Origin of the sequence: Novosphingopyxis sp. YJ-S2-01, assembly GCF_016093175.1 — a bacterium.
GTDB classification, from domain to species: Bacteria; Pseudomonadota; Alphaproteobacteria; order Sphingomonadales; family Sphingomonadaceae; genus Novosphingopyxis; species Novosphingopyxis iocasae.
This window is the reverse complement of the sequence record NZ_JAEDAI010000001.1, coordinates 2,244,116-2,269,627: the sequence shown is the minus strand read 5'-3', so window position 1 is coordinate 2,269,627 and position 25,512 is coordinate 2,244,116. Positions and strand designations below refer to the sequence as shown.

30 protein-coding genes are annotated in these 25,512 nt (G+C 64.2%); 7 read left to right on the top strand and 23 right to left on the bottom strand.

Features of this window, described 5'->3' with window-relative positions:
* Positions 1-8 precede the first annotated feature (8 nt).
* A complete protein-coding gene (locus I6A82_RS11075; RefSeq protein ID WP_198094919.1) occupies positions 9-1,904 on the top strand; it encodes an XrtA/PEP-CTERM system amidotransferase in 1,896 nt (631 codons plus the stop codon).
* Between the two features lie 129 nt (positions 1,905-2,033).
* Here the strand turns inward: I6A82_RS11075 and truA are convergent, their stop codons facing one another.
* Positions 2,034-2,774: a tRNA pseudouridine(38-40) synthase TruA gene (truA, locus tag I6A82_RS11070; protein WP_198094918.1), complete on the bottom strand. Its 741-nt coding sequence runs from the start codon at positions 2,772-2,774 to the stop codon at positions 2,034-2,036.
* 8 nt (positions 2,775-2,782) lie between these two features.
* The gene (fmt, locus tag I6A82_RS11065; RefSeq protein WP_198094917.1) at positions 2,783-3,685 is read right to left on the bottom strand and encodes a methionyl-tRNA formyltransferase; all 903 of its coding nucleotides are present in this window, start codon (positions 3,683-3,685) and stop codon (positions 2,783-2,785) included.
* Between the two features lie 67 nt (positions 3,686-3,752).
* Between fmt and recR the strand changes: the two genes are divergently transcribed.
* Positions 3,753-4,349 (top strand): recombination mediator RecR, encoded by a 597-nt coding sequence (gene recR / locus I6A82_RS11060; RefSeq protein ID WP_187336356.1) that lies wholly within the window; start codon positions 3,753-3,755, stop codon positions 4,347-4,349.
* Between the two features lie 48 nt (positions 4,350-4,397).
* Entirely contained in the window at positions 4,398-4,967 is a 570-nt protein-coding gene (locus I6A82_RS11055) for a peptide deformylase (RefSeq protein WP_198094916.1), read from the top strand.
* Positions 4,968-5,063: 96 nt separating this feature from the next.
* Here the strand turns inward: I6A82_RS11055 and I6A82_RS11050 are convergent, their stop codons facing one another.
* Positions 5,064-5,462 carry a four-helix bundle copper-binding protein gene (locus I6A82_RS11050; protein WP_198094915.1) on the bottom strand — a complete coding sequence of 133 codons (399 nt, stop codon included), beginning with the start codon at positions 5,460-5,462 and terminating at the stop codon, positions 5,064-5,066.
* 93 nt (positions 5,463-5,555) lie between these two features.
* Positions 5,556-6,779, bottom strand: a complete 1,224-nt coding sequence (locus tag I6A82_RS11045; protein ID WP_198094914.1) for a penicillin-binding protein activator — start codon at positions 6,777-6,779, stop codon at positions 5,556-5,558.
* 11 nt (positions 6,780-6,790) lie between these two features.
* Between I6A82_RS11045 and rsmI the strand changes: the two genes are divergently transcribed.
* Genes rsmI through I6A82_RS11025 form a run of 4 tightly spaced genes read left to right on the top strand, consistent with a single transcriptional unit; the run spans position 6,791 to position 9,587 of the window.
* Entirely contained in the window at positions 6,791-7,639 is an 849-nt protein-coding gene (gene rsmI / locus I6A82_RS11040; protein WP_198094913.1) for a 16S rRNA (cytidine(1402)-2'-O)-methyltransferase, read from the top strand.
* The gene (locus I6A82_RS11035; protein WP_198094912.1) at positions 7,636-7,989 is read left to right on the top strand and encodes a YraN family protein; all 354 of its coding nucleotides are present in this window, start codon (positions 7,636-7,638) and stop codon (positions 7,987-7,989) included. Before rsmI ends, I6A82_RS11035 begins: the two co-directional genes overlap by 4 nt.
* A gap of 24 nt (positions 7,990-8,013) precedes the next feature.
* Positions 8,014-8,985, top strand: a complete 972-nt coding sequence (gshB, locus tag I6A82_RS11030; protein ID WP_198094911.1) for a glutathione synthase — start codon at positions 8,014-8,016, stop codon at positions 8,983-8,985.
* The gene (locus tag I6A82_RS11025; RefSeq protein WP_198094910.1) at positions 8,982-9,587 is read left to right on the top strand and encodes a DedA family protein; all 606 of its coding nucleotides are present in this window, start codon (positions 8,982-8,984) and stop codon (positions 9,585-9,587) included. The genes gshB and I6A82_RS11025 overlap by 4 nt, the downstream gene beginning before the upstream one ends.
* A gap of 12 nt (positions 9,588-9,599) precedes the next feature.
* Here I6A82_RS11025 and I6A82_RS11020 read toward each other — a convergent pair whose 3' ends face one another.
* From I6A82_RS11020 to I6A82_RS10930, 19 genes are all read right to left on the bottom strand, one after another.
* Positions 9,600-10,469 (bottom strand): alpha/beta fold hydrolase, encoded by an 870-nt coding sequence (locus I6A82_RS11020; protein WP_198094909.1) that lies wholly within the window; start codon positions 10,467-10,469, stop codon positions 9,600-9,602.
* A gap of 542 nt (positions 10,470-11,011) precedes the next feature.
* Positions 11,012-11,533: a JAB domain-containing protein gene (locus I6A82_RS11015; protein ID WP_198094908.1), complete on the bottom strand. Its 522-nt coding sequence runs from the start codon at positions 11,531-11,533 to the stop codon at positions 11,012-11,014.
* 41 nt (positions 11,534-11,574) lie between these two features.
* Complete coding sequence (locus tag I6A82_RS11010) at positions 11,575-12,003, bottom strand: hypothetical protein (RefSeq protein WP_198094907.1); 429 nt, start codon at positions 12,001-12,003, stop codon at positions 11,575-11,577.
* A gap of 53 nt (positions 12,004-12,056) precedes the next feature.
* On the bottom strand, positions 12,057-12,404 hold the full coding sequence (locus tag I6A82_RS11005) for a hypothetical protein (RefSeq protein ID WP_198094906.1): 348 nt from the start codon (positions 12,402-12,404) through the stop codon (positions 12,057-12,059).
* A gap of 52 nt (positions 12,405-12,456) precedes the next feature.
* Positions 12,457-13,029 carry a helix-turn-helix domain-containing protein gene (locus tag I6A82_RS11000; protein ID WP_269750377.1) on the bottom strand — a complete coding sequence of 191 codons (573 nt, stop codon included), beginning with the start codon at positions 13,027-13,029 and terminating at the stop codon, positions 12,457-12,459.
* Between the two features lie 27 nt (positions 13,030-13,056).
* Entirely contained in the window at positions 13,057-13,320 is a 264-nt protein-coding gene (locus tag I6A82_RS10995; RefSeq protein ID WP_198094904.1) for a hypothetical protein, read from the bottom strand.
* Between the two features lie 66 nt (positions 13,321-13,386).
* Entirely contained in the window at positions 13,387-14,103 is a 717-nt protein-coding gene (locus I6A82_RS10990; RefSeq protein ID WP_198094903.1) for a prepilin peptidase, read from the bottom strand.
* A gap of 50 nt (positions 14,104-14,153) precedes the next feature.
* Complete coding sequence (gspN, locus tag I6A82_RS10985) at positions 14,154-14,849, bottom strand: type II secretion system protein N (RefSeq protein WP_198094902.1); 696 nt, start codon at positions 14,847-14,849, stop codon at positions 14,154-14,156.
* Between the two features lie 71 nt (positions 14,850-14,920).
* Positions 14,921-15,403: a type II secretion system protein GspM gene (gene gspM / locus I6A82_RS10980; protein WP_198094901.1), complete on the bottom strand. Its 483-nt coding sequence runs from the start codon at positions 15,401-15,403 to the stop codon at positions 14,921-14,923.
* Positions 15,400-16,530: a type II secretion system protein GspL gene (gene gspL / locus I6A82_RS10975; RefSeq protein WP_198094900.1), complete on the bottom strand. Its 1,131-nt coding sequence runs from the start codon at positions 16,528-16,530 to the stop codon at positions 15,400-15,402. Before gspL ends, gspM begins: the two co-directional genes overlap by 4 nt.
* Positions 16,527-17,531, bottom strand: coding sequence for a type II secretion system minor pseudopilin GspK (gene gspK, locus I6A82_RS10970; protein WP_198094899.1), 1,005 nt, complete (start codon positions 17,529-17,531; stop codon positions 16,527-16,529). The genes gspL and gspK overlap by 4 nt, the downstream gene beginning before the upstream one ends.
* Entirely contained in the window at positions 17,528-18,196 is a 669-nt protein-coding gene (gene gspJ / locus I6A82_RS10965; protein ID WP_198094898.1) for a type II secretion system minor pseudopilin GspJ, read from the bottom strand. The genes gspK and gspJ overlap by 4 nt, the downstream gene beginning before the upstream one ends.
* Positions 18,193-18,576: a type II secretion system minor pseudopilin GspI gene (gspI, locus tag I6A82_RS10960; RefSeq protein WP_332310966.1), complete on the bottom strand. Its 384-nt coding sequence runs from the start codon at positions 18,574-18,576 to the stop codon at positions 18,193-18,195. Before gspI ends, gspJ begins: the two co-directional genes overlap by 4 nt.
* Before the next feature lie 22 nt (positions 18,577-18,598).
* The gene (locus I6A82_RS10955) at positions 18,599-19,078 is read right to left on the bottom strand and encodes a GspH/FimT family pseudopilin (RefSeq protein ID WP_332310965.1); all 480 of its coding nucleotides are present in this window, start codon (positions 19,076-19,078) and stop codon (positions 18,599-18,601) included.
* A 23-nt stretch (positions 19,079-19,101) separates the two neighbouring features.
* Complete coding sequence (gene gspG, locus I6A82_RS10950; protein WP_187336335.1) at positions 19,102-19,572, bottom strand: type II secretion system major pseudopilin GspG; 471 nt, start codon at positions 19,570-19,572, stop codon at positions 19,102-19,104.
* Between the two features lie 11 nt (positions 19,573-19,583).
* Entirely contained in the window at positions 19,584-20,801 is a 1,218-nt protein-coding gene (gene gspF, locus I6A82_RS10945) for a type II secretion system inner membrane protein GspF (protein ID WP_198094897.1), read from the bottom strand.
* The gene (gene gspE / locus I6A82_RS10940; RefSeq protein ID WP_198095599.1) at positions 20,794-22,299 is read right to left on the bottom strand and encodes a type II secretion system ATPase GspE; all 1,506 of its coding nucleotides are present in this window, start codon (positions 22,297-22,299) and stop codon (positions 20,794-20,796) included. The genes gspF and gspE overlap by 8 nt, the downstream gene beginning before the upstream one ends.
* Positions 22,300-22,364: 65 nt before the next feature.
* Positions 22,365-24,608 carry a type II secretion system secretin GspD gene (gene gspD, locus I6A82_RS10935; RefSeq protein ID WP_332310964.1) on the bottom strand — a complete coding sequence of 748 codons (2,244 nt, stop codon included), beginning with the start codon at positions 24,606-24,608 and terminating at the stop codon, positions 22,365-22,367.
* The gene (locus I6A82_RS10930; protein WP_198094896.1) at positions 24,609-25,475 is read right to left on the bottom strand and encodes a type II secretion system protein N; all 867 of its coding nucleotides are present in this window, start codon (positions 25,473-25,475) and stop codon (positions 24,609-24,611) included.
* Positions 25,476-25,512: the final 37 nt, after the last annotated feature.

The window sequence follows — 25,512 nt, the reverse complement described above, 5'->3', positions numbered from 1 at the left end:
GCAGCGCCATGTGCGGCATTGCGGGCATCTTCCATATCGGCACGGCCAAGCCGGTCGATCCCGCGCGCGTTCGGACGATGACGGACGCCATCTCCCATCGCGGTCCGGACGGATCGGGCGTATGGACCGCGCCCGGCGTCGGGCTGGGGCATCGCCGTCTTTCGATCATCGATCTGGAGGGTAGCCTGCAGCCCATGGGCTATGCCGATGGCCGGTTTCAGATCGTATTTAATGGCGAGATCTATAATTTTCAGGCGCTGCGTAGCGAGCTGGAAGCCAAGGGCCATGTCTTCGCAACCGAAGGCGATACCGAGGTGATCCTGGCGGCCTACGCCCAATGGGGTGAGGCGTGCCTATCCAGGCTGAACGGCATGTTTGCCTTCGCGATCTATGATCAGGCCGACCGGCGCCTGTTTCTCGCGCGCGACCGGCTGGGCGTCAAACCGCTCTTCTACGCAGCTCTATCCGACGGATCGGTGGCGTTTGCATCGGAATTGAAGGCGCTGCTAGTCCACCCGCTGCTGCGCCGCGTGCCGGACGAACGCGCGGTCGAAGACTATTTCGCCTTCGGCTACGTGCCCGACGATCGGTCGATCGTGAAAGGCGTACGTAAGCTTCCCGCGGCGCATCACATTAGCTTGCGCAGCGAGGGCGGGCTGGCCGAGCCGCAGCGCTGGTGGGATGTGGATTTCAGCCAGCGATCGACGGCCGGGCAAGGCGCGCTGGAGGAAGAGCTCCGCGCGATCATGCGCGAGGCGGTTTCCAGCCGTATGGTGGCCGACGTGCCGCTCGGCGCCTTCCTCTCCGGCGGCGTGGACAGCAGCAGCGTGGTTGCGCTGATGGCCGAACAGTCCCGCCGCGCGGTCACCACCTGCTCAATCGGCTTCGACGAGGCGGCGCTGGACGAAAGCAGCCATGCGCGCACCATAGCAGACCGTTTCGCCACCGATCACCACAGCCGGACGGTGGGCGCGGACCAATTCGAACAGATCGACCGGCTGGCCGAAATCTATGACGAACCCTTTGCCGATGCGTCCGCGCTACCGACGCTCTCGGTCTGCGAACTCGCGCGCGAACATGTCACCGTGGCGTTGTCCGGCGACGGTGCGGATGAGGCGCTGGCGGGGTATCGGCGGCAGGTTTTCCATGCGGGCGAAGAGCGGGTGCGCGCCCTGATCCCGCAGACTGTGCGCGGTCCGCTGCTGGGTACGCTGGGCAAGCTTTATCCGAAGGCCGATTGGGCACCGCGGCCGCTGCGTGCCAAGACGACGCTGCTCTCGCTCGCAGGAAGCGGGGAGGCGGGCTATGCCGATGCACTCAGCGTCACCGGTCCCGATGCGCGCGGCGCGCTCTATTCGGATGCGATGCGCGGGACGCTTGGCAATTACCGCGCCGAGGATCGGCTGATCGAATTGATGCGACGGGCTCCGACGCGCACCGGGCTGGACCGGGCGCAATATGCCGATCTCACTTTCTGGCTGCCGGGCGATATCCTTACCAAGACCGACCGCGCGAGCATGGCGGTAGGGCTGGAAGCGCGCGAGCCGCTGCTCGACCATCGCCTCATCGAATTCGCCGCGCGGCTGCCGGACAAATATCGGGTGCGCGGCGGGCAGGGCAAATGGCTGATGAAGCGGGCGATGGAGCCCTATCTGCCGCGCGATATTCTGTACCGCCCCAAAATGGGCTTCGTCACGCCGATCAGCGCCTGGTTCCGCGGGCCCCTGGCGGGCGAGGCGAGAGCGATGGGAAGCCGTTCAGCGCTGGCGCGCACTGGCTGGTTCGACGGCGAAGCGCTCAGTCTGATCGCCGAGGAGCATATCGCCGGTCGCCGCGACCATGGGAGGCTGATCTGGCAGATGCTGATGCTCGACAAGGCGGTGGGGCGGCTGTTTCCGGTTTGATCGTGTTGAAGTCCGCAGCCCTGAGCCTGTCGAAGGGCGTTTCGCCTCGACGATAAACGTCCTTCGACAAGCTCAGGACTTACGGTCCGAGAGGCCAAGCGGCTGCTGCACGCCCAGGACTTACGGACGCTAGGGATAGCTGGCGTTGACAAAATACAGCCCGTCCGGCGGCGCGTTATAGCCCAGCGCGGCACGGTCTGCGGCTTTGAGCGCATCGCGCATGTCCGCGACGCTCCATTTCCCTTCGCCGACCAGCTTCAAGCATCCCACCATCGATCGCACCTGATGATGCAGAAAGGAGCGGGCGGCCGCGTGAACCTCGATCCGCTCACCCTTCTGCACCACATCGAGCCGGTCCAGCGTCTTCAGCGGGCTGGCGGACTGGCAATGCGCGGAGCGAAAGGTGGTGAAATCATGCTGGCCGACCAGCCCTTGTGCCGCCTCATGCATCGCGGCGGCGTCCAGTTCCGGCACCACGCGCCAGGCCAGCCCCGCCTCGAACGTCAGCGGCGCGCGGCGGTTGACGATGCGATAGACATAGGACCGGCCCGTGCAGCTGAAGCGCGCATGCCAGTCCTCGTCCACTTCTTCGCAGGCCAGCACTGCCACCGGATCGGGGCGCAGCTTGGCGTTGATGCCCTCCTTCAGCCGGAACGCGGGGATGGCGGTATCTATATCGGCATGGGCGCGCATGGCGAGCGCATGGACGCCGGCATCGGTGCGGCCCGCGGCGTGGACGACCGCGTCCTCCCCGGTGATCGCGTGGATCGCGCGCTCCATTGCTTCCTGCACGCTCGGTCCGTGGTCCTGCCGCTGCCAGCCCATGAAGGGGCGGCCGTCAAATTCGATGGTGAAGGCGAAGCGCGGCATGAGGAGAGCTAGAGCTGCGTGCCCGCCGGAATCGCATTGCCGCGCAGGAAATCGTTCAGCGCCATGATCGGCTTGCCCGCGCGCTGGATTAGCGTGGGGCGGATTGCGCCATCCCCACATCCAATACTCAGCTTATCGTCGAGTACCGTTCCCGGCGCGCCGCCCCGGTCGACCTGCTTGGCGGCATGGACACGGTAGCGCTCGCCCTCATGTTCAAAGAAGGCTCCGGGCACCGGATTGAACGCGCGCACCTGCCGCTCCACGGCATCGGCTGGCGCTGAAAAATCGAGCCGCGCTTCAGCTTTGTCGATCTTGCTGGCATAGGTGGCGCCGTGGTCGGGCTGCTTTTCGCGGGGAAAATCGTCCGGTGCGGCGAGAACTTCGGCCATGAGCGCAGCGCCGCGCACGGCGAGTTCGTCGGTCAGTTCGCCCGCAGTGCGATCGGCGATCGGGGTGGCGGCCATGGCCAACATCGGGCCGGTGTCGAGCCCGGCTTCCATCTGCATGATGGTGACGCCGGTTTCTTCATCTCCCGCCAGGATCGCGCGCTGCACAGGGGCAGCGCCGCGCCAGCGCGGCAGCAGCGAGGCGTGGACATTGAGACAGCCAAGCCGCGGCGCATCCAGGATCGCTTGTGGCAGGATCAGCCCATAGGCCGCCACCACCGCGACATCGAGGTCAAGACCTGCGAAATAGGCATGTTCGTCCGCGCTCTTGAGCGAAACGGGCGTGCGCACCTCCAATCCAAGCTCTTGAGCGCGCGAATCCACCGGCGTGGGCGTCAACTTCTTGCCCCGCCCCGCGCGGCGCGGCGGCTGCGAAAAGACCATCGCGATTTCATGACCCGCCTCGTGCAGCGCGTTCAGCGTCGGCACCGCGAAATCCGGCGTTCCCATAAAGGCGATGCGCAAAGGCTCTACTCCATCAGGTCGGTGTGGGCGCTTCCAAAAAGCCAAAGCTGCCCCTACCTATCCCCCCATGGCATCGCAAGAAATCGACGCGCTGACGCAGGCGCTGGCGCGGCTTCCGGGGCTTGGCCCCCGTTCGGCCAGGCGCGCGGTGCTGCATCTGATGAAGAAGCGGGAGGGGGCGCTTATGCCGCTGCTTTCCGCGCTCAAGACGGTAAGCGAGCGTCTCGCCACATGCTCGGTCTGCGGCAATGTCGATACCAGCGACCCTTGTGCGATCTGTGCCGATCCGCGACGCGATCCCAAGTCGCTCTGCGTGGTGGAAGAAGTGTCGGACCTGTGGGCGCTCGATCGCTCTCGCTTGTTTCCCGGGCGCTATCATGTGCTCGGCGGGCGCCTCAGCGCGCTGGAGGGCGTGCGGCCGGAGGATCTGTCGATCGACAAGCTGGTTGCCCGCGTGGCCGAAGGGGGGATCGACGAGGTGGTCCTCGCGATGAACGCCACGCTGGAAGGGCAGACGACTGCGCATTTCATCGCCGAGCGGCTGGAGGACAAGCCGGTGCGGCTCACCCAGCTCGCCCACGGCATGCCGGTGGGCGGGGAGATGGACTATCTCGACGAAGGCACGCTCGCGCAGGCGTTGCGCGCCCGGCGGCCGATCGGCTGAGGCAGGCCGCCGCTTGACCGGCATCGCTGCCGATCTTATCTCCGCGCTATGGCTATCAGACCGATCCTCGAAGTGCCGGACCCCCGGCTTAAAACCGTTTCCACGCCCGTGACCGAGTTCGATGACGAACTCCGCACGCTCGTCGAAGACATGTTCGACACGATGTATGACGCGCCGGGCATCGGCCTTGCGGCGATCCAGGTAGGTGTGCCGAAGCGCGTTCTCGTGATCGATTTGCAGGAGCCTGATCCGGACGCGGAGCCGGAGGTGTGCAACCATGGCGGGCATGAACATACGCATCAGCCGGTGAAGCGCGATCCGCGCATCTTCATCAATCCGGAAATTCTGGACCCGTCGGACGATCTCAGCGTCTATCAGGAGGGCTGCCTATCGGTCCCCGAACAGTTTGCCGATGTCGAGCGCCCGGCGACGATCCGCGCTCGCTGGCAGGATCTGGACGGGAACGTGCATGAGGAAGAGATGGACGGCCTCTGGGCCACTTGCCTTCAGCACGAGATGGATCATCTCGAAGGCATTCTCTTCATCGATCATCTGTCGCGCCTGAAGCGGCAGATGGTGCTGAAGAAGCTCAACAAGATGCGCAAAGAAGCGGCTTGAACTGCGAAACATTGCCATTGCGAGGGCGCCGTTAGGCGCTGTTCTCGCAATGGCCGATGGAATGAAAAGGCGAGCCTTCAAGGCTCGCCTTTTTTCTTATCCGTTGTCTTTCTTCATGAATTCGAGCGCCTTGCGGCAATCCTCGATCGTCTCGCGGCACATCTTGGCGCAGCGCTTGCAGTGTGGATCGTCATGCTTTTCGCATTCCTCGGCGCATTGTTCGCAGGCCTGAATGCACAGCTCGAACATTCCCATGATTAGAAGGACATTGCCCGCGGTGCGGCGGCTTGCCGTGCGGTAGGTGGCGGTGCAGATGTCCGAACAGTCCGAGCAACTGCGGATGCACTGTCGCATGTCCGCTTCCTCGGCGCTGCACGCATCGGCGCAGCTGTTGCAGATGGCCGCGCAATACATGGCATGGCGGACGGCCTGACCCAGCGCGGGGTCTTCCTCTTTCACCTGCGGATGGTCGGCGATCATTTCGGCGATGGACATGCGTCTCTCCTGCTGTTGCGTTCAGGAGGGCAAGCGGGCGGGGCGGGTCTTCGTTCCCACCGCCGCCCGAAATAGCGCTAAATTGTGGTCCGCTCAAAAACCGCGTGGGGCCGGATCGATCGTCACGAACTTGCCGTCCTCGATCTCCTGGACCTCCAGATTGCGTTGGTTGAGGCCGTTCGGGAGCAGTCGGAAACTGCCGTCGATGCCGATGAAGCCCTGTGGGTCGGTCAGCCGCTGGACGGGGAAGGGCGTGCCCACGCGCCAGTCCTTGGCGATGTTGGCGACGAGCAGCACGGCATCATAGCCCAGGCTGGAAAGGCGGAAGGGCATCTTACCGAAGCGGGTTTGATATTTCTGCGCATATTGACGGTAGAGATCGTCCGAGACGCTGGCGAAAATCGCGCCGCGCATCGGGATCGATCCGGCGAGCGCGCTCTCCGTATTCCACAGCTCTGTGCCGAGAAACTGCGCTGTGCCTGCGCCGTTGCGGCGCAGCAGCGGCGCGGCGGCCATGGCGGCGCGGCCGGTGTCGGCAATCAGCACCGCATCATAAGGTCCCGCCTGGGCGAGCGCCTTGGTGGCGGCGTCGACCGACTGGCTGGTGCGATCATAGGGCTGGATCGCCGTCAACGTACCACCTGCCGCGCGCACCGCGGACGTAAGCGATCCGGTGGCGCGCTGACCGTAAACATTTTGCGGCACCAGTCCGGCAATCCGCTTTTTGCCATGGTTCACAGCGTAGCGGACGACGCGGTCGATCGACTGGCTCGGCAGATGACCGAGGATGAAGACATTTCGGCCCGCCACCCCCGAGTCGTTGGAAAAGCTGATGATCGGTACATTACGCTGCTGCGCGACGCCGGCGACCGTCACGACATTGTCGCCCAGCAGCGGGCCGAGGATTAGGCTGTTGCCGTCCGCCACAGCACGCTGCGCCGCGCCGCGCGGGTCGCGCGCGGTATCGTAAGTTGTCATGCGGATGTTGGAGGCGTTGATGTCCAAGAGCGCCAGCGTGGTCGCGTTAGCAATCGACTGTCCGATATCGGCATTCTCGCCCGAAGTCGGCAGCAGCAACGCGATCTTGTGACGGCTGTCGTCCGCACTCACCACATTTTCGGTGGGTGCGGGCGCGGAAACGGGGGCGCTGTCGGTCCGTGGCGGCGGGCGCCGTCCGCCACTGGGCAGTAGCGTGTTACACCCTGCCAGCAAGGTCAGTCCGGCGGCAACGCTGCAGCGTTTCAGCCATGTCGCCGTGCGACTGCGTGTCCGCCCAAAGTCCAAGGCGGCTTGCCGCGCCGCAACTGCTTCTGTCATGACCTACCCTCATGCAAACCGATTTTCCTTCCGGCATCTATATCGTCGCCACGCCGATCGGCAACCTGGGAGATGTGAGCGCGCGCGCTGCCGCGATCCTGGAAGCTGCCGATCTGATCGCGGTGGAGGACAGCCGCGTCACCGCGAAGTTGCTGCGGCATCTGGAACTGAAGAAGCCCATGCGGCCCTATCACGATCATAGCGGGGAGGCCGATCGCGATGCGCTGGTGGAGGCGGCGCGGGCCGGGGTGGTGGCGCTGGTCAGCGATGCCGGAACGCCGCTGATCTCCGATCCCGGCTACAAGCTAGTGCGCGCCGCGCGGGAAGCCGGGGTGATGGTGACCAGCGCGCCGGGGCCAAGCGCCGCCGTGATGGCGCTTTCGATTAGCGGCCTGCCAACCGACCGCTTCCTGTTCGCCGGCTTCCTGCCGCCCAAGGAAAAAGCGCGGGGCGATATGCTGGATGAAGTGAGGGCATTGCGCGCCACGCTGGTTTTCTACGAAAGCGGGCCAAGGCTGGGTAAAACGCTGGCAACGATGACGGCGCATCTGGGCGGCGCGCGGGAAGCCGCGGTCGCGCGCGAACTGACGAAGCGTCATGAGGAAGTGGTGACCGGCTCGATCGCCGAACTTGCCGAACGCTATGCCGACGAGGCACCGAAGGGGGAAATCGTACTGCTGGTCGGTCCGCCCTCAGACGACAAAACACAGGAGGCGGATGAGGGCGCGATCGAAGCCGCGCTGATCGAGGCGATGGAGCGTCTGCCGGCGTCCAAGGCAGCGGGCGAGGTGGCGAAGCGCTTCGGGCGTGATCGCAAGGCGCTGTTCGATCTTGCAACCGAACTGAAGGCGCGGGGATGAACCGCCGTGCCGCCGAAGCACGTGGACGGCGGGCGGAGACGATCGCGGCTTGGTGGCTGCGCTTGCATGGCTATCGCATTCTGAGCCAGCGGGTGCGCAATCCGCGCGGGGAGATCGACATCGTGGCGCGGCGTGGAGGCGTCGTTGCTTTCGTGGAGGTGAAGGCGCGTGCCAGCACGCAAGGGCTGGACAGCGCGATCGATGATTATCGGTTTCGCCGGGTCGCGGCTGCGGCGGAAGTGGCCATTCCCCATTATTGCGGGGAACGCTTCGATGCGCGGTTCGATATCATCCTGGTGGCACCCGGCCGCCTGCCGCGCCATATGCGCAATGTCTGGCACGCCCGCTAGAAGGCTCAAACAGCAAGGAACGCCATGAAAGCCGCCATCCAAATGGATTCGCTCGAAGGGATCAACATCAACGGCGATTCGAGTTTTGCCATCCTCCTGAAGGGGCAGGAGCGCGGTTATCAGCAGTTCTATTATGACGTGCGCGATCTGACGTGGCGGGATGGACGACTGACCACGCGGGCTTTTCCAGTGACGGTGCAGCGCGTTGCGGGCGACCACTACAAGCTTGGCGATCCGGTGAAGATCGATCTGGGCAGCGATATCGATGTGGTGCTGATGCGGCAGGATCCGCCGTTTGACACAGGATATCTGACCGGCACCTGGCTGCTGGAGCGCATTGCAGACGAGACGCTGGTGGTGAACGATCCCAAGGCGGTGCGCGATGCGCCGGAGAAGGTCTACGTGCTCGATTATCGGCGCTACATGCCCGAAACGCTCATCACGCGCCGCCTCGACGAAATTCGCGATTTTCATGACCGCCACAAGCGGATCGTCATAAAACCGCTGCACGGCAATGGCGGCAAGGCGGTGTTCCGGATCGGCGAGGATGGCGACAATCTGTCCGCACTGGTCGAGATGTTCAATCAGACCTGGAAAGAGCCGCATATGGTGCAGCCCTTCCTTCCGGATATCGAGAAGGGCGATAAGCGCATCGTGCTGATCGATGGCGAGTTTGCCGGCGCGATCAACCGCAAGCCAGGCGAAGGCGAGTTCCGTTCCAACCTGGCGCAGGGTGGCTATGCCGAAGCGGCGGACCTGACTGAAACCGAGCGCGAGATCTGCGATGCGATGGGGCTGGAACTGCGCCGCTTGGGCCTTGTATTTGTCGGCATCGACGTGATCGGCGGCAAATGGCTGACCGAGATCAACGTGACATCCCCCACCGGCATTGTCGCAATCGATAAATTCAACGGTACCGACAGTGCCGGGATGATCTGGGATGCTATCGAGCGGCGTCTGAAAGAGCGCAGCCAGAATGATCGCACCGAAAGGTGAGCCAATGGATCGTCCATCTGGTCGCCAATGGCGGCTATATCGGCATCGCTTTTCTGATGTTTCTGGAGAATGTATTTCCGCCAATTCCGTCGGAGATCATCATGGGGCTTGCTGGCATCGAGGTGGGCCAGGGGCAGATGAATTTCGAGGCGGTGGTCTTTGCCGGGACGGTCGGCTCGACGCTGGGCAATTACGCCTGGTATCTGCTGGGACGCTTCTACGGATTTCGGCGCCTTGAAGGTTTCGTCAATCGCTGGGGCCGCTGGCTGACGCTGGAGTGGGAGGATATCCAGAAGATCAACCGCCTGTTCACCCGCCATGGCGGGAAGATCGTTTTCGTCCTGCGCTTCATGCCCGCCTTCCGCACTATCGTGTCGCTGCCCGCGGGCCTGTTCCGGATGGGGCATCTCCGCTTTCTGATCGCCACCTTTGCGGGCGCGATGATCTGGAACGTCATCCTGACGGGTGCGGGCTATTATCTGGGCCGCAACTTCAGCAAGATCGACGATTATGTCGGCCCGATATCGACCGCTGCCATCGCCGCGATCGTCCTGTTCTATATTTATCGCGTCATCACCTGGAAACCGCGCGCACAGCGTTGAGCGAACGCTGGCTCAAAGAAATTCCTGCAGCTCTGCGATGAACCGGTCGAACTGGTCATGATGTACCCAATGTCCGGCCTTTTCGTAGGAGGAGACGCTGGCATTGCGGAAATGGCTGATCCGGCCATCCTCCTGGGGATCGGAGGCCCAGCTGTCCTGCCCGTAGATCAGCCGCGTCGGACAGTCGATCTGTCCCCACAGGGTCTCGATCTCCTCATAAGGAAGATCGATCGTCGGCCAGACATGGACATAGGGATCGAACTTCCAGCTGTAACTGCCGTCCTCGTTGCGCATCACGGCATGGAGGGTGAGATGGTGGCCCTGTTCGGTCGATAGATAGGTGTTCGCCTCCATCATCCGGGCATAGGCTTCTTCGAAACTTGCATAGCGTTTGGGTAGCCGCGCCGCCGCCGCGCGCTTGTCGTGGATCCAGCGGCGCATCCGCTCGTCGAACGAGACCTCGAGCCGCTTTTCCTGCATCGCGGGCGACGGGCCGAGGCCTTCGATCGCGACGAGGCGCCGTACCTGATCAGGGTAAAGGCCGGTGAAGCGCAGGGCGATATTGCCGCCTAACGAATGCGCGACGATGGTGACGGGGGCGAGGCCAAGCTGGTGCACCAACTGCGCCAGATCATAGACATAGCCGATGATCGGATAATTGCCGGGCATGTTCCACTCGCTGTCGCCATGACCGCGAAGATCGGGGCAGATGACATGCCAATCCTCGCGCAGCTGCATCGCCGTCCAGTCCCAACTGCGCGCATGATCGCGCCCGCCATGGAGCAGGATCAGCGGCGGTTTGTCGGGATTTCCCCAGTCGACATAATGCAACCGCGTGCGCTGCGAAATGATACTCTGCGAGGTCGGGCCGGTCAGGTTCATACCTACAAGCTATCACCGCGTCCGCGCAAACATTCAACCGTCTTTGGCCGATGCGGTAGCGTCCGCATACTCGCTTGTCGCCTGCCGAAAGCGCCGATCGCGATTGCGGCAATTGCCGGGTAAGCCCAGAATCCTTCGGTATATGCATAGGCCTTGGGTGCCAGCCCAGGCGACATGGCGACCGCGATATTTACTGCGGCGCCGACACAGCAGAACCCGGCCATCCATAATGGCCAGAATCGCGTGCTGAACAAAGCAAGCGTGGCAGCGGCGAGAAAAGTAAGGCTGTCCACTATTGACAGATCGACGTCATGACGGCTCCAGTCTACTCCGCCCAGTACCGGATCGAGTGAAAACACTTTCGCGCCGAGAACGATGAGAACCCCCAGCCGCTAGTCTCGGCCTCCAAGCGCCCAAGCGTAAGTGCAGCAGGTGCCGAGGAAGCAGAAGTAGAACGTCTTGAGCACCATCCCGCGCGCTCAATCACTGCTTGCTGAAAGCGTCAACCAAGGAGCGGAGCATTCGTAGGTCTGATCGCTGGATTATCGCAACAGACCTGCTGCGCGCATGGAAAAATTGGAAGCGCCGACAATGATATGGTCGACGAGAGTGATGTCGAGAGAAGCCGCCGCCTCTGCCAATCGGTGAGTGACGCGGATGTCGGCACTGCTTGGGCGGGGATCGAGCGAGGGGTGATTATGCGCCAGCACCAGGCCGCTGGCGTCGAGCTCAAGTGCCCTGCGTACCAGCTCGCGCGGGAAGATGGCGGATTCGTCTACCGTGCCGTCGCAGACGCATTCATCCGCGATGAGGCGCCCGATCCGGTCGAGGAAGAGCGTACGGATCTGCTCTTTCCCGCGATGAGCGAGGCGTTTGCGCAGGTAGCTATCGAGCCGATCTGGATCAGACATCAGCGGTCGTCTGCCGATATGGTCTGTTTCCGCGGCAAGATGGGTCGCGCGGGCAGCTAGAATACGATTGGCAATCGCCGGAGAGGCGCAGGCTGTTAGGGCTTCGCAGCTGGCATCCAGCGTGTTGGCGAGCGATCCGAAACGCGTGAGCAATAAAGCCGCAGTCGCCTCAGGATCGGCAGAGAGATCGGCGATCAGGACGCAGAGAGCCCGTAGCCCCGCATCCGGCGCCGATGAGTCCAGGTGCCGATCACCAGCGCCAACATCGCCGGATAGGCCCAGAAACCCTGGCTTAGCGAATAAGCCATCGAAGCGAAATTCGGCATTGCGGCTACGGCCAGATGCGTCATCACTCCGACCAAGCAAAACCCGGCGAACCACATCGGCCAAAACCGATCGCTGCGGATCGCGAGCCATGTCGCCAGAAGAAAGGTGACGAGGTCCACTGCGAACATGTTCCAATGGACTGCCCTCCATTCCAGCGGTCGGTACCATATCAGCACCGAAACAATGCTGGCCGTAAGCGTCAGCAGGCTGCCTAACTTTTCGGTGCGCCCACCCGCGATAAAGGCGTAGAGGCAGCATAGGACGAGCGTTACGTCGTAGAGTGTTTGAAGTACCACGGGACCGACCGAACCATTTGGGGTGAGTCCAGTCAATCCCGTGGCCTCCCCCCTCAGGCGGCGTCCGAAACCACCTGAAGTCCGTTGCTGGCGCCGGTGAGAGTTTTCTCTCCACCACCGCCGAAGTTCATGCGCGCCAGCCCGATATCGGTCTGCGCCTCGAAAAGTCCCTCATGCGCCGAAACCATCTCCTGCCGGGCAGCGGCAAGATGCTGCATGCTGCCTGCGGCGCGGGAGAATACATCTTGCGCGACCACTGCCGAAAGATTGGCCGAACGGCGCGCTTCCGGCAGCGCCATGTTCAGCTGGGCCACGCGGGCGAAGGCCTCGTCGATCGCCGCTTCTGCCGCATGCAGTTTTTCGGCCACGTCGCGGGCGGCTGCAATTCTCTGGTTCCTCATCGCTTCTACTCCCACCGATGCGCCGCATGGACGCATCATCGCTACGCGCCGTTCAGCTGAACAGCGTGGAGAGAGCGCTGAGGCCACCCATGAGACCACCGAAAATGATCACGCTCCCGACAGCGATCGATACGATCCAGCCGAGGCGCTGCAGAGCGGTGAGCTCGTTGCGCTCCCCCCGATGACGCGGGATCGGCAGGTAGGAAGAATGATCTGCCCAGTCCGCCGCGAACGCGCTGTCGCGAAGTCTGGTGGCATCGTTTCCGTCGCCGCCGGCCCCATCGGGTGACGGGAATGCTTGTGGTCCAAAACCCGCGGAATCCGGAACATCCGGGGTCTGATATACCAAAGTCCGGACCTCCTCCTCAGAGGCATCCGGAGCCCCGAATGCTGCGGCGGAGCGTGCATTCTGGGGTCCGCTGGAATTTTCGGAATCTTCGATCGCCTGGAACATTCTGGCCGCATCGAAGCGATCTGAAGCGCCGAGTTTCGCAATCGCTCGCTTCAACCGCGCATCCACGGTGTGCGAAGAGACATCCAGCTCACGCGCGATCTGCTTCGAGCTTTTCAGCTCGGCCACGCCGCGCAGGCAATCGATTTCCTTTTCGCTGAGTCGCGTTGTCATCGCGCGGACATTACCGTCCCCGCCTGCCTAGTCGAGGGGCTTGTCCGCGCGTTCGCGCAGGCGTGCCGCAAGATAATAGAGCATGATGTCCTGTCCGCTGCCGTCGACATGAGCATCCAGCAGATCGGCGAGCTCACGCAGAAGGGCAGGGATATCCTCATCGCGCGCGTGTTGCCGGATCGCAAGCCGCATGGAATGGACCAGCAACTCCCCGGTGCTGTCGAGCAGATCGAACGGGTCATAGCGGACGCCGCTGGGAGGGAAATGCGGGGCAGAGTCTTCGATTTTCATCAATCGTGCCATTAGGTGCGCCCCGACCGGCGAACCAGCGCTGTCTGATCCGTTTTGGACCGGCCCTCAGACGATGCCGGGCATCAGGGCGATCAGCATGGCCCCCATCCCCAGCGCGCTGCCGAGCGGAATTTTCTGCTGCGCCAATGGCTGCGTGCGGGCGCGCAGCAACGCAAGCCCGAGACCGAAACCGCTGGCGAGAAGCAGGAGAAACGGAAGCGCCTGCCAGCCGAGCCATAGACCCAGCGCCCCGAGCAGCTTGGGATCGCCCTGGCCGAGGCCTTCCTGACCCCGCGCGTGGCGATAGAGGGCGGCAATCGTGGCGAGCACCGCCCAACCTGCCACGCCGCCGATGATCCTGTCGGCCAGCCCGAGATCGCTGAGGAAGCCGCCCAGCGATGCCCCTGCGGCAGCGAGAAGCAGCACAAGCGGGTTCGGCAACCAGAGATAGCGATGGTCCAGCCAGATCAGCGGGATCAGCAGCCATGTCATCACCGCCCAGGCAGCGGCGGCCTCGGGAGGGAGTAGCAGAAAGGCTCCCGCGCCCGCTAGCAGTGCGGCAAATTCGATCTGCATATGCGTGGTGTCGATGGGCGTGCCGCAGCTTCGGCAGCGCTCGCGGGCGATAAGGGCAGAGAGCAGTGGCACCAGATCCGCCGCTCCCAGAACTCGCCCGCAATGGTCGCACGCCGAACGCCCTGTCAGCACGCTGCGTCCTTGCGGCCAGCGAAGGCAAAGCGTTGCCAGAAAACTGCCGAAAATCGCGCCGAGCACGCCGAACATCAGTGCGCAGATCCAGGGCGGAATCGTGGAAAGCGTCGTGGTAAGGCTGCTCAGAACTGCCCCTCGCTCTCGAGCACGAAGCCGTCTCCATTATCCTGCAATCCGGCAGCGGCCAGGGCGCCGGCCATCGCCGCCCGGTCGCCGCCCAGTTTCAACCTGGTGGTATAGTGACCATCGCCAAAGATACGCAGATCCAGCATCTCCATGCCGGTCTGGCTGGCCAGCGGGACCAACAGGGCGCCGCCATCGCAGCGCAAGGTGCCGACCATCCCACCCGGCAGGTCGAGCCCCGGCAGTACCGCCGTTACGCTGGCCCGCACGGTGCCTTCCGCGTGGTTGCAACGATTGCCGACAAAGCTGATCTCAACATCCTGAAGGTTGAGCTCGCCGAGAGGAAGCGCGCCGAACAGGCTGGCCGCCGGCAGCGTCATGTTCGCATTCTCCACGCCGAAGCGGCCGATGCCGCTGATAAAGTCCGCGTTGATGGCCGGGCGTCCGATCGCTCCGGGGCGCTCCAGATGGAAACGCAACTGGCCGATGAACAAAGGCAGCGGGCGAAGCGCGGCACCGACCCCGCCGATGGTGGTATCACCCACGGTCAGGTCGTTGATATAGCCGTTCCACACCAGGCCGCCTGCCTCCCGCGCGCCGATACCGCGCGACCCCAGATCGGCAGCGCCCAGCGCCGCGCGCAGCGGCATGAAGATGATGAGGAGAAGCAGGAACAGGACGACGGAGGTCAGCACGAGCCTGGGGCGCTCTCGCGTAGCATCGCCCGTTTTCTTCGTCGTTGTTCTGCTCACCAGCCGTGGTAGTTTCACGATGCCCCCCGCAAGGTTGCACTGACGCTGATGGTGCCGGGAGCCCCCTCTACGGGATCGACGGTCAAATTCTGAACGGCGATGCCGCGCGTCTCGAGGCGGCTGAGCCAGCCGAACAGGGCCTCGGGCGTTGCCGATGCGATCCGGATTGATACCTGGCCGGCCCCTGCGGGATCAGCGGCATCGAGGGTGAAGCCCGCAGCCTCGGCGCTTTGCCGGATGAAATCGACCAGCGGACCGCTTGGCGGACGGCCCGTCGCCTCGTCCTCCCCGGCAAGCAGATCGACCTTGGCCGCGATCCGTCCATGGCGGACCACCGCCTCTTCATAGCGGCCTTTCGCGCTATCGATGCCATTGTTCAGCGGGATCGCGATCAGGAAGACCGCAATCACGATCGCGCTGATCGCGCCGGCGGCTGCGAGTAGCACCTGTTCGCGCCGGGTGCGTCCGAGATACCAGTCGCGTGATCGGGTTATCATGGCGCGCGTACGGTGATGTCGATCACCGTTCCTCCCTCGGCGCCCTGATGCGGTGCCTGCGTGATGACATAGCCCATGCTGGTTTGCAGCGGGACGAGCACTTGGTTCAACTGATCGGGCTGCGGTGCCGCGAGCGTCGCGCTGAGCGTGCCGTCCGGGCCGTAAGCGACGCGTTGGATGGTGACGTCCGGTGCGCTCTGCACCGCCTGGAACAGCGCAGCGGCGGAGGCGCCGAAGCTGGCTCCGCCGCCGCGTCCGATCAGCAATGCATCAAGCGCGCGTTCGGCACTTTCCAGATCGTTCGCCTCGGGAACGATCGTGCGCGCTTGCGCAAGCGCGGCGGCGTCCTGCTGATCTGCGCCGAAGCTGTACTTGGCGAGCGTGACCAGCGCGATCAGGAGCGTTGCGAGGACGGCCAGCGCCAGAGTGATAGCGATCAGCTGCCATTGCCGCTTGCCCATTCCCTGCGCGCGGCGGCGCTTGGCAAAACGTCCTTGACGAAGGTTGAGCGGCGGATCGGAAAAGGCGATCTCCAGAGCCGCATCCGCCTCCTCATCGTTCAGCACGACGGGCTGGATATTCCCGGCCACCGCGGCAACCAGCGCGTCCTCGGCGGGTAGCACCAGGCGTGAAGAGCGCAGAAAACGTTCGCCGCCGATTTCGGCTTCCAGCCAGTCGTCCTCGTCACCCGGCTGGACGAGGAGGCCGACGGGTGTCACGAAATCCGGATCGATCCCTATGGCCTGAAGGTGCGCGAGGCCGCCCGACAAGGCTGCAGGCGCGATGGTTGCGGTAAGCACCGTGCCGTCCTTATCCTCCATCGCGCGGGTGGCGGCATGATTGGCGTCCGCTCCGCCGATGCCCCGGCGCGCCGCTTCGACCCGTGCAGCGCCCTCGGCCTGCCTCGGTTTGAGATCGGGGAAGGCGAGCCAGTTCACGAAGGTAAGCTCTGTCGGGGCGATCGCCATGATACGTTCGCCAGGCGTGGCGGACGGCAGGCCTGCGGCATCGCGCACGTCCTCGTTCTGGCCGCGCTGCGTAATGATGCCGTCGTCGAGCCGCCACCAATGCAGCGCTTCGTCCCCGCCGAGCGGAAGGGTGACGATCAGGCCGTCAGCGCCGCTCATGTATCTTCCCCCCAATCGCGCCAAAGAACCCGGACGGGTGCCTGCCGCGCATCGATCAGCGCCCGCTCCCTTACCTCGCTATTGCCTAAGGAGATCACGGCGTCGAGGGTAAACCATTCCGTTTTAAGCTTCGTCTGGGTGGTCGCTTCGTTTCGCGGGTCGAGTTCTTTCAGGAAGGGGGCGGACCAGAAATTCGGCTTACTGCCCCATCCGCCCTCCGGCCGCCGCGCGAGATAGGCGCTCGCGGCACGTAGATCGAGATTGCCTTGCGGGATCAGCATGGCGAGCAAAGGCGCCTGATCGGGCAACAGGGTGTTGACGTTGATCGGCGACAGCTCGGCCACCGGCAGCGCGCAGACCCAGGGTTTCAGAAGCTGCCAATATTCCGGCGTCACCCCGTTCACCGCGCGCAGTTCACTGGCGCTCTGCATCAGATGGTTGGGCGGGCGATACGGCGTCTCCAGTCCCTGATAATAGCTGTCCTCCGCGCCGCCGGGGATCGGCGCCTGATCGCTATCGATCCAGTCGGCGGCAGAGGTGGCGATGACATAAGCCGCGTCGCGTCCGATCCCGACGGTTTCCATTAGCTTCACGAACTGTTGCAAGGCGAAGGGCGCGGAGATGTATGCCCCGCTGCGATCTTCCTTCACCAGGCTGTTGAGGTTGAAGCAATTGCCCCCGTCACGCACGGTGGCCACCGCTGTACCGCCGGGGATCGGTAGCTCGCGCGGGGTGCCCATCCAGCCGCCTTGCAGCGTGGTCTGCGCCGCGTCTGCCGCCACCAGATCCTCGATCCGCGCGGTGGCGATCTGTTCGGCGGCAAGGGCGAAAGCGCGGGCCTGTGTCACCGAACCGGCGTTGGCGGCAAGCCGGGTGGAAAGCTGCAACCGGTCGAGCGCGGTCGCCGCAATCACGGCCATCACCGCGACGAGCAGCAGCACGGTGAGCAGGGCCACGCCATTTTCGGGCGGACGCGGCGGCGGGGCATCTGGCGCGCTCATCGGAAGAAATCCGCCGGACTTTCGGGTGTAAAATCCGCGTTCTGCTGATTGGGATCGGTGCGGCCTTGCGGGCCGACCATCAGGCTGAGGCGTATCTCGGCCATGCCCGTGGGCTTGACGATCAGCTCTACCGCGCGCGGCATCTCGGCAGGGTCGGCGGGCGTCCAGTCGGTGCGCCAGCTGCCGTCATAGCCGCGATAGCGCAGCGTCGCGGTCTCGACGCCATTCATCAGCGTCGCGGGCGGACCCGGCGCGGCGCCATCGAGCATCGGCCAGCCCGTGCGGCGCAGCGCGCCGTCCTGCAGGCTGTAGGCGACCCGCTGTAATGAGGAGCGCGGGCTCTGATCGTAATTGCTCCACCCTGCGCGCGTAAAGGCAAACAGTTCGCCCGGCACCGCGCTGCCGCCCGCGGTGAAAGCGGGCAGGGGATCGCCCAGATCGTTGCGCGCCATGCGCGGCACCGCCTGCAAAAGATCTGCCGACAAGGCGCCGACGGTGCGGTTCACGATCGACAATTGCTCCAGACGGTTCTGCAGCACTTCCTGTCCGGTCGTGCTGGTACGCAGCAGCGTCAGCCCGGCGGTCGACAGCAGCGCGAAGATGAACAGCGCGACAAGAAGCTCGATCAGCGTGAAGCCATTGGGGCGGGCCGGGCGCGCTGTCACAGCTGGAGCGGTCGCACGACCGTGAGGATGTAGGGCGATCCGCCGTCCGGACTGGCCACGCCGATATCGATCCGCATGATGCGCGCATCGGCGGTCATGCTGGTCTCGGTCTGCCAAGCCCAGGGAACGCCGCCATTGGTTTGTACACCTTGCTCGGTGCCGAGCGATGGCGGTGACGGATCGGTGAGCAGATCGGTGGCGATATTCTGCGCGACGATCCGCTCCATGGTCACGCGCTCGACATCGCTTGCCGTGCGGATCGTGTAGGCCTGCAGCCTGATGAGCGCGAGCGCTGCCAGAGAGAAGACAGCGAGCGCGACCATCATCTCGAGCAGCGTAAAGCCTTGTTCGGAGTTCCGATGAGATGGCTTCGCAGACACTTCAGATTGTAAGGGGCGGCGCTTACCCACCGACGCTTACCTCTCCGGCGCCATCGACACGCACCAACGTCTCCCGGTCTCCGCGCACCAGTTTGACGTCGAGTGGGCCGCTGGGAAGGCCAGTGCTGTCAAAGCTGATGCGCGCTTGACCGTCACTCTCGCCAGTGACCGCCTGCGTGCCCGAGCTCCAATTCGTGCTGCGCATCGCATGATCGTTCACCGGCTCCCACGCCCCGTTCACGCGCTGTTCGAAGCCGTAGCCCGATGGCGCAACCCACACAGCCATGCCGCGCGATTGCAGGATCGCCTCGTCGCGAATGGCGGCGACGCGCGCAGCGAACCGGCTGGAATCGTCGCTGATGGCACGCTCGTCGCCCGGCAGGTTCAGCACCACCGCGGCGGCGCCGAGACCGATGATGAAGATCACCACCATCAGTTCGACTAGCGTGAAGCCGCGTTCGCTGCCGCTACCGGGCACTGCAGGCGGAGCGGTGTTTGTCACGTCCCGGCTTTTCCGGCGCCTGATCACTTCTGATAAATGTCGGCGTCCAGATCGCTGCCGCCAGGCGCGCCGTCCGCGCCGAAGGAGAACACTGCCGGGCCGCCGTCCGGTCCGGGGTTCTGATACTGATAGGGGCGGCCCCAGGGATCCTCCGGCAAACGCTGAATATAGCCGCCGCGGCGGTAGCGCGCGGGCTGGGCGAGGCCTGCGGGAGCGGAAACCAGCGCCTGAAGGCCATCCCCGGCCGAAGGATAGGTGAGATTGTCGAGCCGATATTGTTCGAGCGCCTGACCCAGGATCGCGATGTCCGCCTGCGCTTTCGTTACCATGGCGCGGTCCTGGCTGGGCAACACGTTGATGATGACGACGGTGGCGAGCAGGCCGATGATGAAGATCACCACCATCAGCTCCACCAGGGTGAAGCCATTCGCTTCTGGGCCCAGCAGCTTGCGGCGGCGGGCGGCGAGGGCGCGCTTGAGGAAGGACTTGAACATAAGGGGGACCTCTAGGCTCCGGTAAAATTCTGAAGCTGCAGAATAGGCAGCAGGATGGACAGGATGATGACGGCGACCATGCCGCCCATCACCACGATGATCAGCGGCTCGAGTAGCGATAGCGCGGTGGAGGTGAAGTTGTCGAATTCCCGCTCCAGATAATCGGCGGCACGCTCCAGCATCGTATCGAGCTGGCCGCTGCTTTCGCCGCTCGCCGCGAGGTACACGAGCAGTGGCGGAAATACGCCTGCACTGCGCATGGCGCCCGACAAGCTGCCGCCGCCGCGGATCGCCTCGACAATGCCTTCGGTCGCTTCCTTGAGGACACTGTTGCGCACGGTTTGCGATGTCAGACGCAGACCTTCGAGGACGGGGAGGCGGGAGGCGACCATCGTACTCATCGTGCGCGCCATGCGCGCGGCGTGCAGATCGCGCAGCAGACGCCCGAGCAGCGGAAGGCGCAGGAGCATCGCATCGAAGCCGTAGCGGAATTTCGGCTCCTTCAGCATCCGCCAGAGGAGCACGCCGAGCGCCACCATGAGGAGCGCGATCACCCACCAATAGGCGGCGAGAAAAGCGGATATACCGATCACGATCCGGGTGATCAGCGGCAATTGCTGATCGACATTGTCGAACTGCTCGACCACGCGCGGCACGACAGAGACCATCAGCCCGACCACCACCAGCATGGCGACGATCGCGAGTACGATGGGGTAAGCAAGCGCGCCGATCAACTTGCCGCGCATCTCCGCCTGCCGTTCGAGCAGGTTGGCGAGCCGCTCGGCGATCTGCGGCAGCGATCCGGAGGTCTCGCCGGCCGAAACCATCGCGCGGTAGAGCGGCGGAAAGCTCTTTGGCTCGCGCTTCATGGCCTCGGACAGCCGCTGGCCCTCTAGTACGCCGGAATGGACGTTACCGAGAATGTCGCGGACCTGTTCCTTCTCGTTCTGGCGGCTGATCGTGCGCAGCGCCTCTTCGAGCGGGCTGACCTGGATCAGCGAGCTGAGCTGGCGGGTGAACAGCGTGAGTTGTTTGGTGCCGAGCTTGCGGCCGCCGAAATTGAGATTGAGCGATTGTCCAGCGGTCTTGGCCTGCGCCGGCTCACAGCTGACGACGTAGAAGCTGCGGCCGGTCAAGCGCTCACGCGCGGCATCGTCGTTTGCCGCGCTGATCCTTCCGCGGCGTTCCTTGCCTGCCGGATCGAGCGCGACATAAGCGAAATCAGGCATCCACATCCTCGCGCCGCGAAATGCGGATCGCTTCTTCGGGCGTGGTCTGGCCGCTGGCGACGAGCTTGCGCGCGGCGCTCGACAGATTCGGCTGTTTCAGAAAGGCATGCCGCGCAATAATCGCCTCGTCTCCATTATCGTTAATCAGGCGGCGGATCGTCTCATCGACACGCACCGCCTCGAACACACCGATACGTCCGGCAAAGCCCGTATTGTTGCACGATGGGCAGCCGACGGGCTCATAAACGATGGTGCCGCTGTCGAAGCCGAGCAGCGAGGCGACGCTGCCGCTGGCCTCCACCGGCTTGCGGCATTCCGGGCACAGTCGCCGCACCAGCCGCTGTGCCAGGACGGCGCGCAGAGTGGAGGCAAGGAGGAACGGCTCTACCTTCATGTCGCGCATACGCGTGATCGCGCCGATCGCGTCATTGGTGTGCACGGTGGAAAGAACGAGGTGGCCGGTGAGCGAGGCCTGCACGGCGATGTCCGCCGTCTCGCGGTCGCGGATTTCGCCGATCATCACGACGTCCGGGTCCTGCCGCAGGATGGCGCGCAGCCCCGCGGCAAAGCTCATGCCGACCTTTGGATTGACCTGCGTCTGACCGACACCATCGACCGCATATTCCACCGGATCCTCGACCGTCAGGATATTGCGGCTGCCGTCGTTCAGCTGCTTGAGGCTTGCGTAGAGCGTGGTCGTCTTGCCCGAACCGGTGGGGCCGGTGACGAGGATGATGCCATTGGGCTCGGCCAGCGCCTCGCGCAGGATTTCCTCGGCATTTTCGGACATGCCGAGCAGATCGAGATCGATCCCGGCATTGTCCTTATCGAGGATACGCAGCACCACCCGCTCGCCCGCGCGGCTGGGGAGGGTGGAGACACGCACGTCGAGCAGCTTGCCGCCCAGCGTCAGGCCGATGCGGCCGTCCTGCGGGATGCGCCGCTCGGCAATATCGAGCCGCGCCATCACCTTGATCCGGCTGACCACCACGGGCGCGACGTGAGGCGGCATGCGCAGCTTTTCCTGCAACATGCCGTCGATCCGCATGCGCACGACAAGGCCGGTCTCATAGGGCTCGATATGGATGTCCGACACGCCCTGGCGCGCGGCCTCGGCAATGATGCCGTTGATGAGGCGGATCGCGGGGGCATCGTCCGCGCTGTCCAGCAGATCGTCGGCGGTGGGCAGATCGCCGATCCCGTCCGAACCGATATCGAGCGATCCCGCCATTTCGGCAGCGCTGCCATCCATCGCGTAATGGTCGCTCAGATGTTTGTCGAAGGCCTGCTGGTTCACGAAATCCACGTCGAACGGCATGGCGAGGTGTCGGCGCACCTCGAGGAGAATCATCGGATCGGCACCCTCGCGCAGCGCGACGGAAAGGCGTTTGTCCTCCTGCTTCAGCAGCACCACGCCATGTTCACGCGCAAACCCATAGGGAATGTCGAGCAGCGGCGCGTGCGACGCGGTCTCGCCCGCATTGTCTGTCAGCGGCATATCCGGAATCCCGCTGGCGGGGACAGGCTCCGCCGCATCATCCGCCGGTTTGCCGCGCCCGATCCTCACTGCCCCGGCTCCGCGGTATAGGTTTCCACCGCAGGCAGTTCGCTGCCCGGCGCGGTCGATGCCGGTACCTCGACCGGAACCACCACCGTGCCGACAGGCGGGGGCGGCAGCGGACCGGCTGCCCCGTAAAGCTGATCGCCCTGCTGATACAGATAGGGCCCGCCGGGCGGCACCGTATTCAGATAGTCGCGGACCAGCTGATCGAGTGAAGGCTCCTCGTCTGGGCGGCGCAGGAGCTGCTGTGCACGCAGATAGCCGTAACGCTGTGCGGCGATCTTCGCCTGGTCGGCGCGGCTGCGCAGGATGGTCGGGCGGATGAACACGAGAAGGTTCGTCTTCACCCGCGTGCGCCCGCGCGATTTGAACAGTTCCCCGATGATGGGAATATCACCAAGGAAGGGAATCTTCTCGATCGTGCGGCGTTCATTGTCATCGAGCAGGCCGCCCAGCACGGCAATTTCCCCATTGCCGACGGTCAGCGTCGTCTTGATTTCACGCTTGTTGATGATGAGTTCGTTGAAATTGTCGGACACCGGCCCGGCGATCGAGCTGACCTCCTGCTTCAGATCGAGCCGCACCTCGTCGCCCGCATTCACCTGCGGCGTCACGATCAGTTCGATGCCGACATTCTGGCGCTGGATGGTGCGGAAGGCGTTGTCGAAATTGTTGGACAGCGCTTCGCCGGTGGAAACCGGAATTTCCTGACCGAACAGGATGGATCCCTCCAGACCATCGTTCACGGTGAGCGAGGGGGTTGAGAGCACGTTTGACTCGGTGTCCGCGCGCACCGCGTTGATCAGCGCGCCGAGAATGCCCCCGCCGCCGAGCGGAATGCCGAGGCCGAGGAAGCCGCCGCGTGCGCCCAGCACCGCCTGCGCGGCATTCTGGCGCAGCAGATTGCCGGTGGCGCTGCCGTTACTGGTGGTGACGACATCACCGTTGATGACCGTCGTTTGCTGATCGAGCTGGTTGGCCAGCACGCCGCCCGCGATATCCAGGATGTTGGGATTGATGTTCGAGAAATTGGTGACGCCATAGCCGACATTATTGTCGCCGAAGAGGAACTGGACGCCGAGCTCCTTCGCCAGCGAATCCGAGATTTCCACGATGATCGCTTCGACCTGGATCTGGTCCTGCCGCACGTCCAGCTGACGGATAACCTCGCCCAGCGTGCGCTGCGTATCGGGATCGGCGGCAACGATGATGGCGTTGGTGCCCTCGTAACGGGTGACGATCGCGGGGCGCCGCCCGGCGACGCCGTTGCCCGATGCGCCGCTGCTGGTCGTGACCGTGCTGACGGCTGCTGCGCGGCCAGAAGAGACGGTGGGTGATCCTTCGGTCACCCGGCTCGCGAGCGCGGGGATGTCCGCGCTTGGCGCGGTTACCGTTGCGCTCTGCTGCTGCCCGACGAGCTGTTGGAGCACTGGCAGAAGCGTCTCGGCATCGGCATAATCGAGCCGGTAGATCTTCACCTCGCTGTTGCTGCGCGAACGCTGGTCCAGATCCCGCGCGATCCGCACAAACTCGGCCACCGCCGTGGGGTCTCCGCGCAGCGCGATGGAGTTGCTGGTGGGGAAGGGCACCACCGAAACCGGGGCCACTGCGCCCTCGCCCGATACGCCCTGCGTGGCGAGCGCCTGCAGGGACTGGGCAATTTCATTGGCGTCCGCGTTCTGCAGGTTGACGACGCGCGTGGCGCTATTGTCCCGGTCGATCCGGCCGATCAGTTCGCGCATGCGCCGGACATTGTCGGCATAATCGGCGACGATCAGGCTGTTTGCGCTGCGGTTGGCGGTGATCGAACCTTCCCGGCTGACCAGCGGGCGGAGCGTCTCGACGGCCTGCGCCGCATCGATCGAGCGCAGGCGGAACACCTCGGTCACGAACTCGCTGGCCGAGCGCGCGCGGCTGCCGACGCGGCTCGGCTGCGTTGCCGCCCCTTCGGACTGCTGGATGCGATAAGCACCGCCGCTGGTCGGCACGGCGACCAGGCCGTTGGCGCGCAGGGTGGACAGGAAGATTTCGAAATATTCGGAACGGCTCAAAGGCCGCTCGGTCACGACCGAGACGGTGCCCTGAACCTTGCTGTCGACGATGAAGGTGCGCCCCGTCACCCGCGCGGCCTCCTGCACGAAGGCGCGGATATCGGCATCGCGCACGTTCATGACATATTGCGCGGAGACCGGCTCGGCGACCACCATCATGAACGCGGCGGCAATCAAGGAAAACTTGCGTAGCAATTACTGCTCCAGATTCAGGGCAACAGGGACGGTCTGCGCGCCGCGCTCAACCATGAGCGAAAGGCGCGCGCCGGGTTTGATCTGCGATTGGGCGAAGGCGGCGTCCGACGCGGAGGTGATCTTGCGGCCATTGACCGACGTGATGATGTCGCCTGGCAGAAAGCCCATGGCGCGATATCCGGCGGCGTCACCCTTGGGCGCGGCGACCACGCCGGTAATCTTTCCGTTTACGGTGCGCGGGCTCAGCGCCACGAACTTCTGTAGGTTTTCTGCGGTGCGCGCAGGATTGCCTGCGCCCGATACCGTTGCCCCGGACGGGCTGGGCTGGGCAGCTGGGCTTGCACTGGTGCCGGGCGGATCGCCGGAGCCGACAACCTCCGCCGGCACGGACTGATCGAGATAGACGCGCTCTTGCGCGCCGCCCCGACTGATGATGACATGATCGAAGGCAACGCCCGCCAGCGTGACGCCGGGCTGGATTTCCTCGCCTACGGCATAACTGTTCTGCACGCCGTCGCTTCCCGCGATGATCGCAGAGCCGAGCCCGGAACTTCCGTTCAGCAAGATGCCGAACAGCTCGATCTGCAGCGAGGTAATGATGGCGGGCCCCTGATCGGCAGCGCTGGCGCGGGCGAACGGATTGAAGCCGCTGAACAGCGCCTGGCGCGTGGCGAGCGGCAGCACGACCGCGCTTGCCGGCCTCCAATCGCCGACCGGCGAAACCGGCGTCACGATGGCCCACACGAGCCGCGCAAGCTGGACCAGAAAAGCAAGCAGCGCGATACTGAACAACAGCGCGAAAGGACTGGGTCGCGGCAGCGAGCGCAGACGATCTGTGCGAAAACCGGTGTCGAACAAACTTCGCACGGATACTCCCAGCCCGTTTCGAGCAACGCCCCCCGGC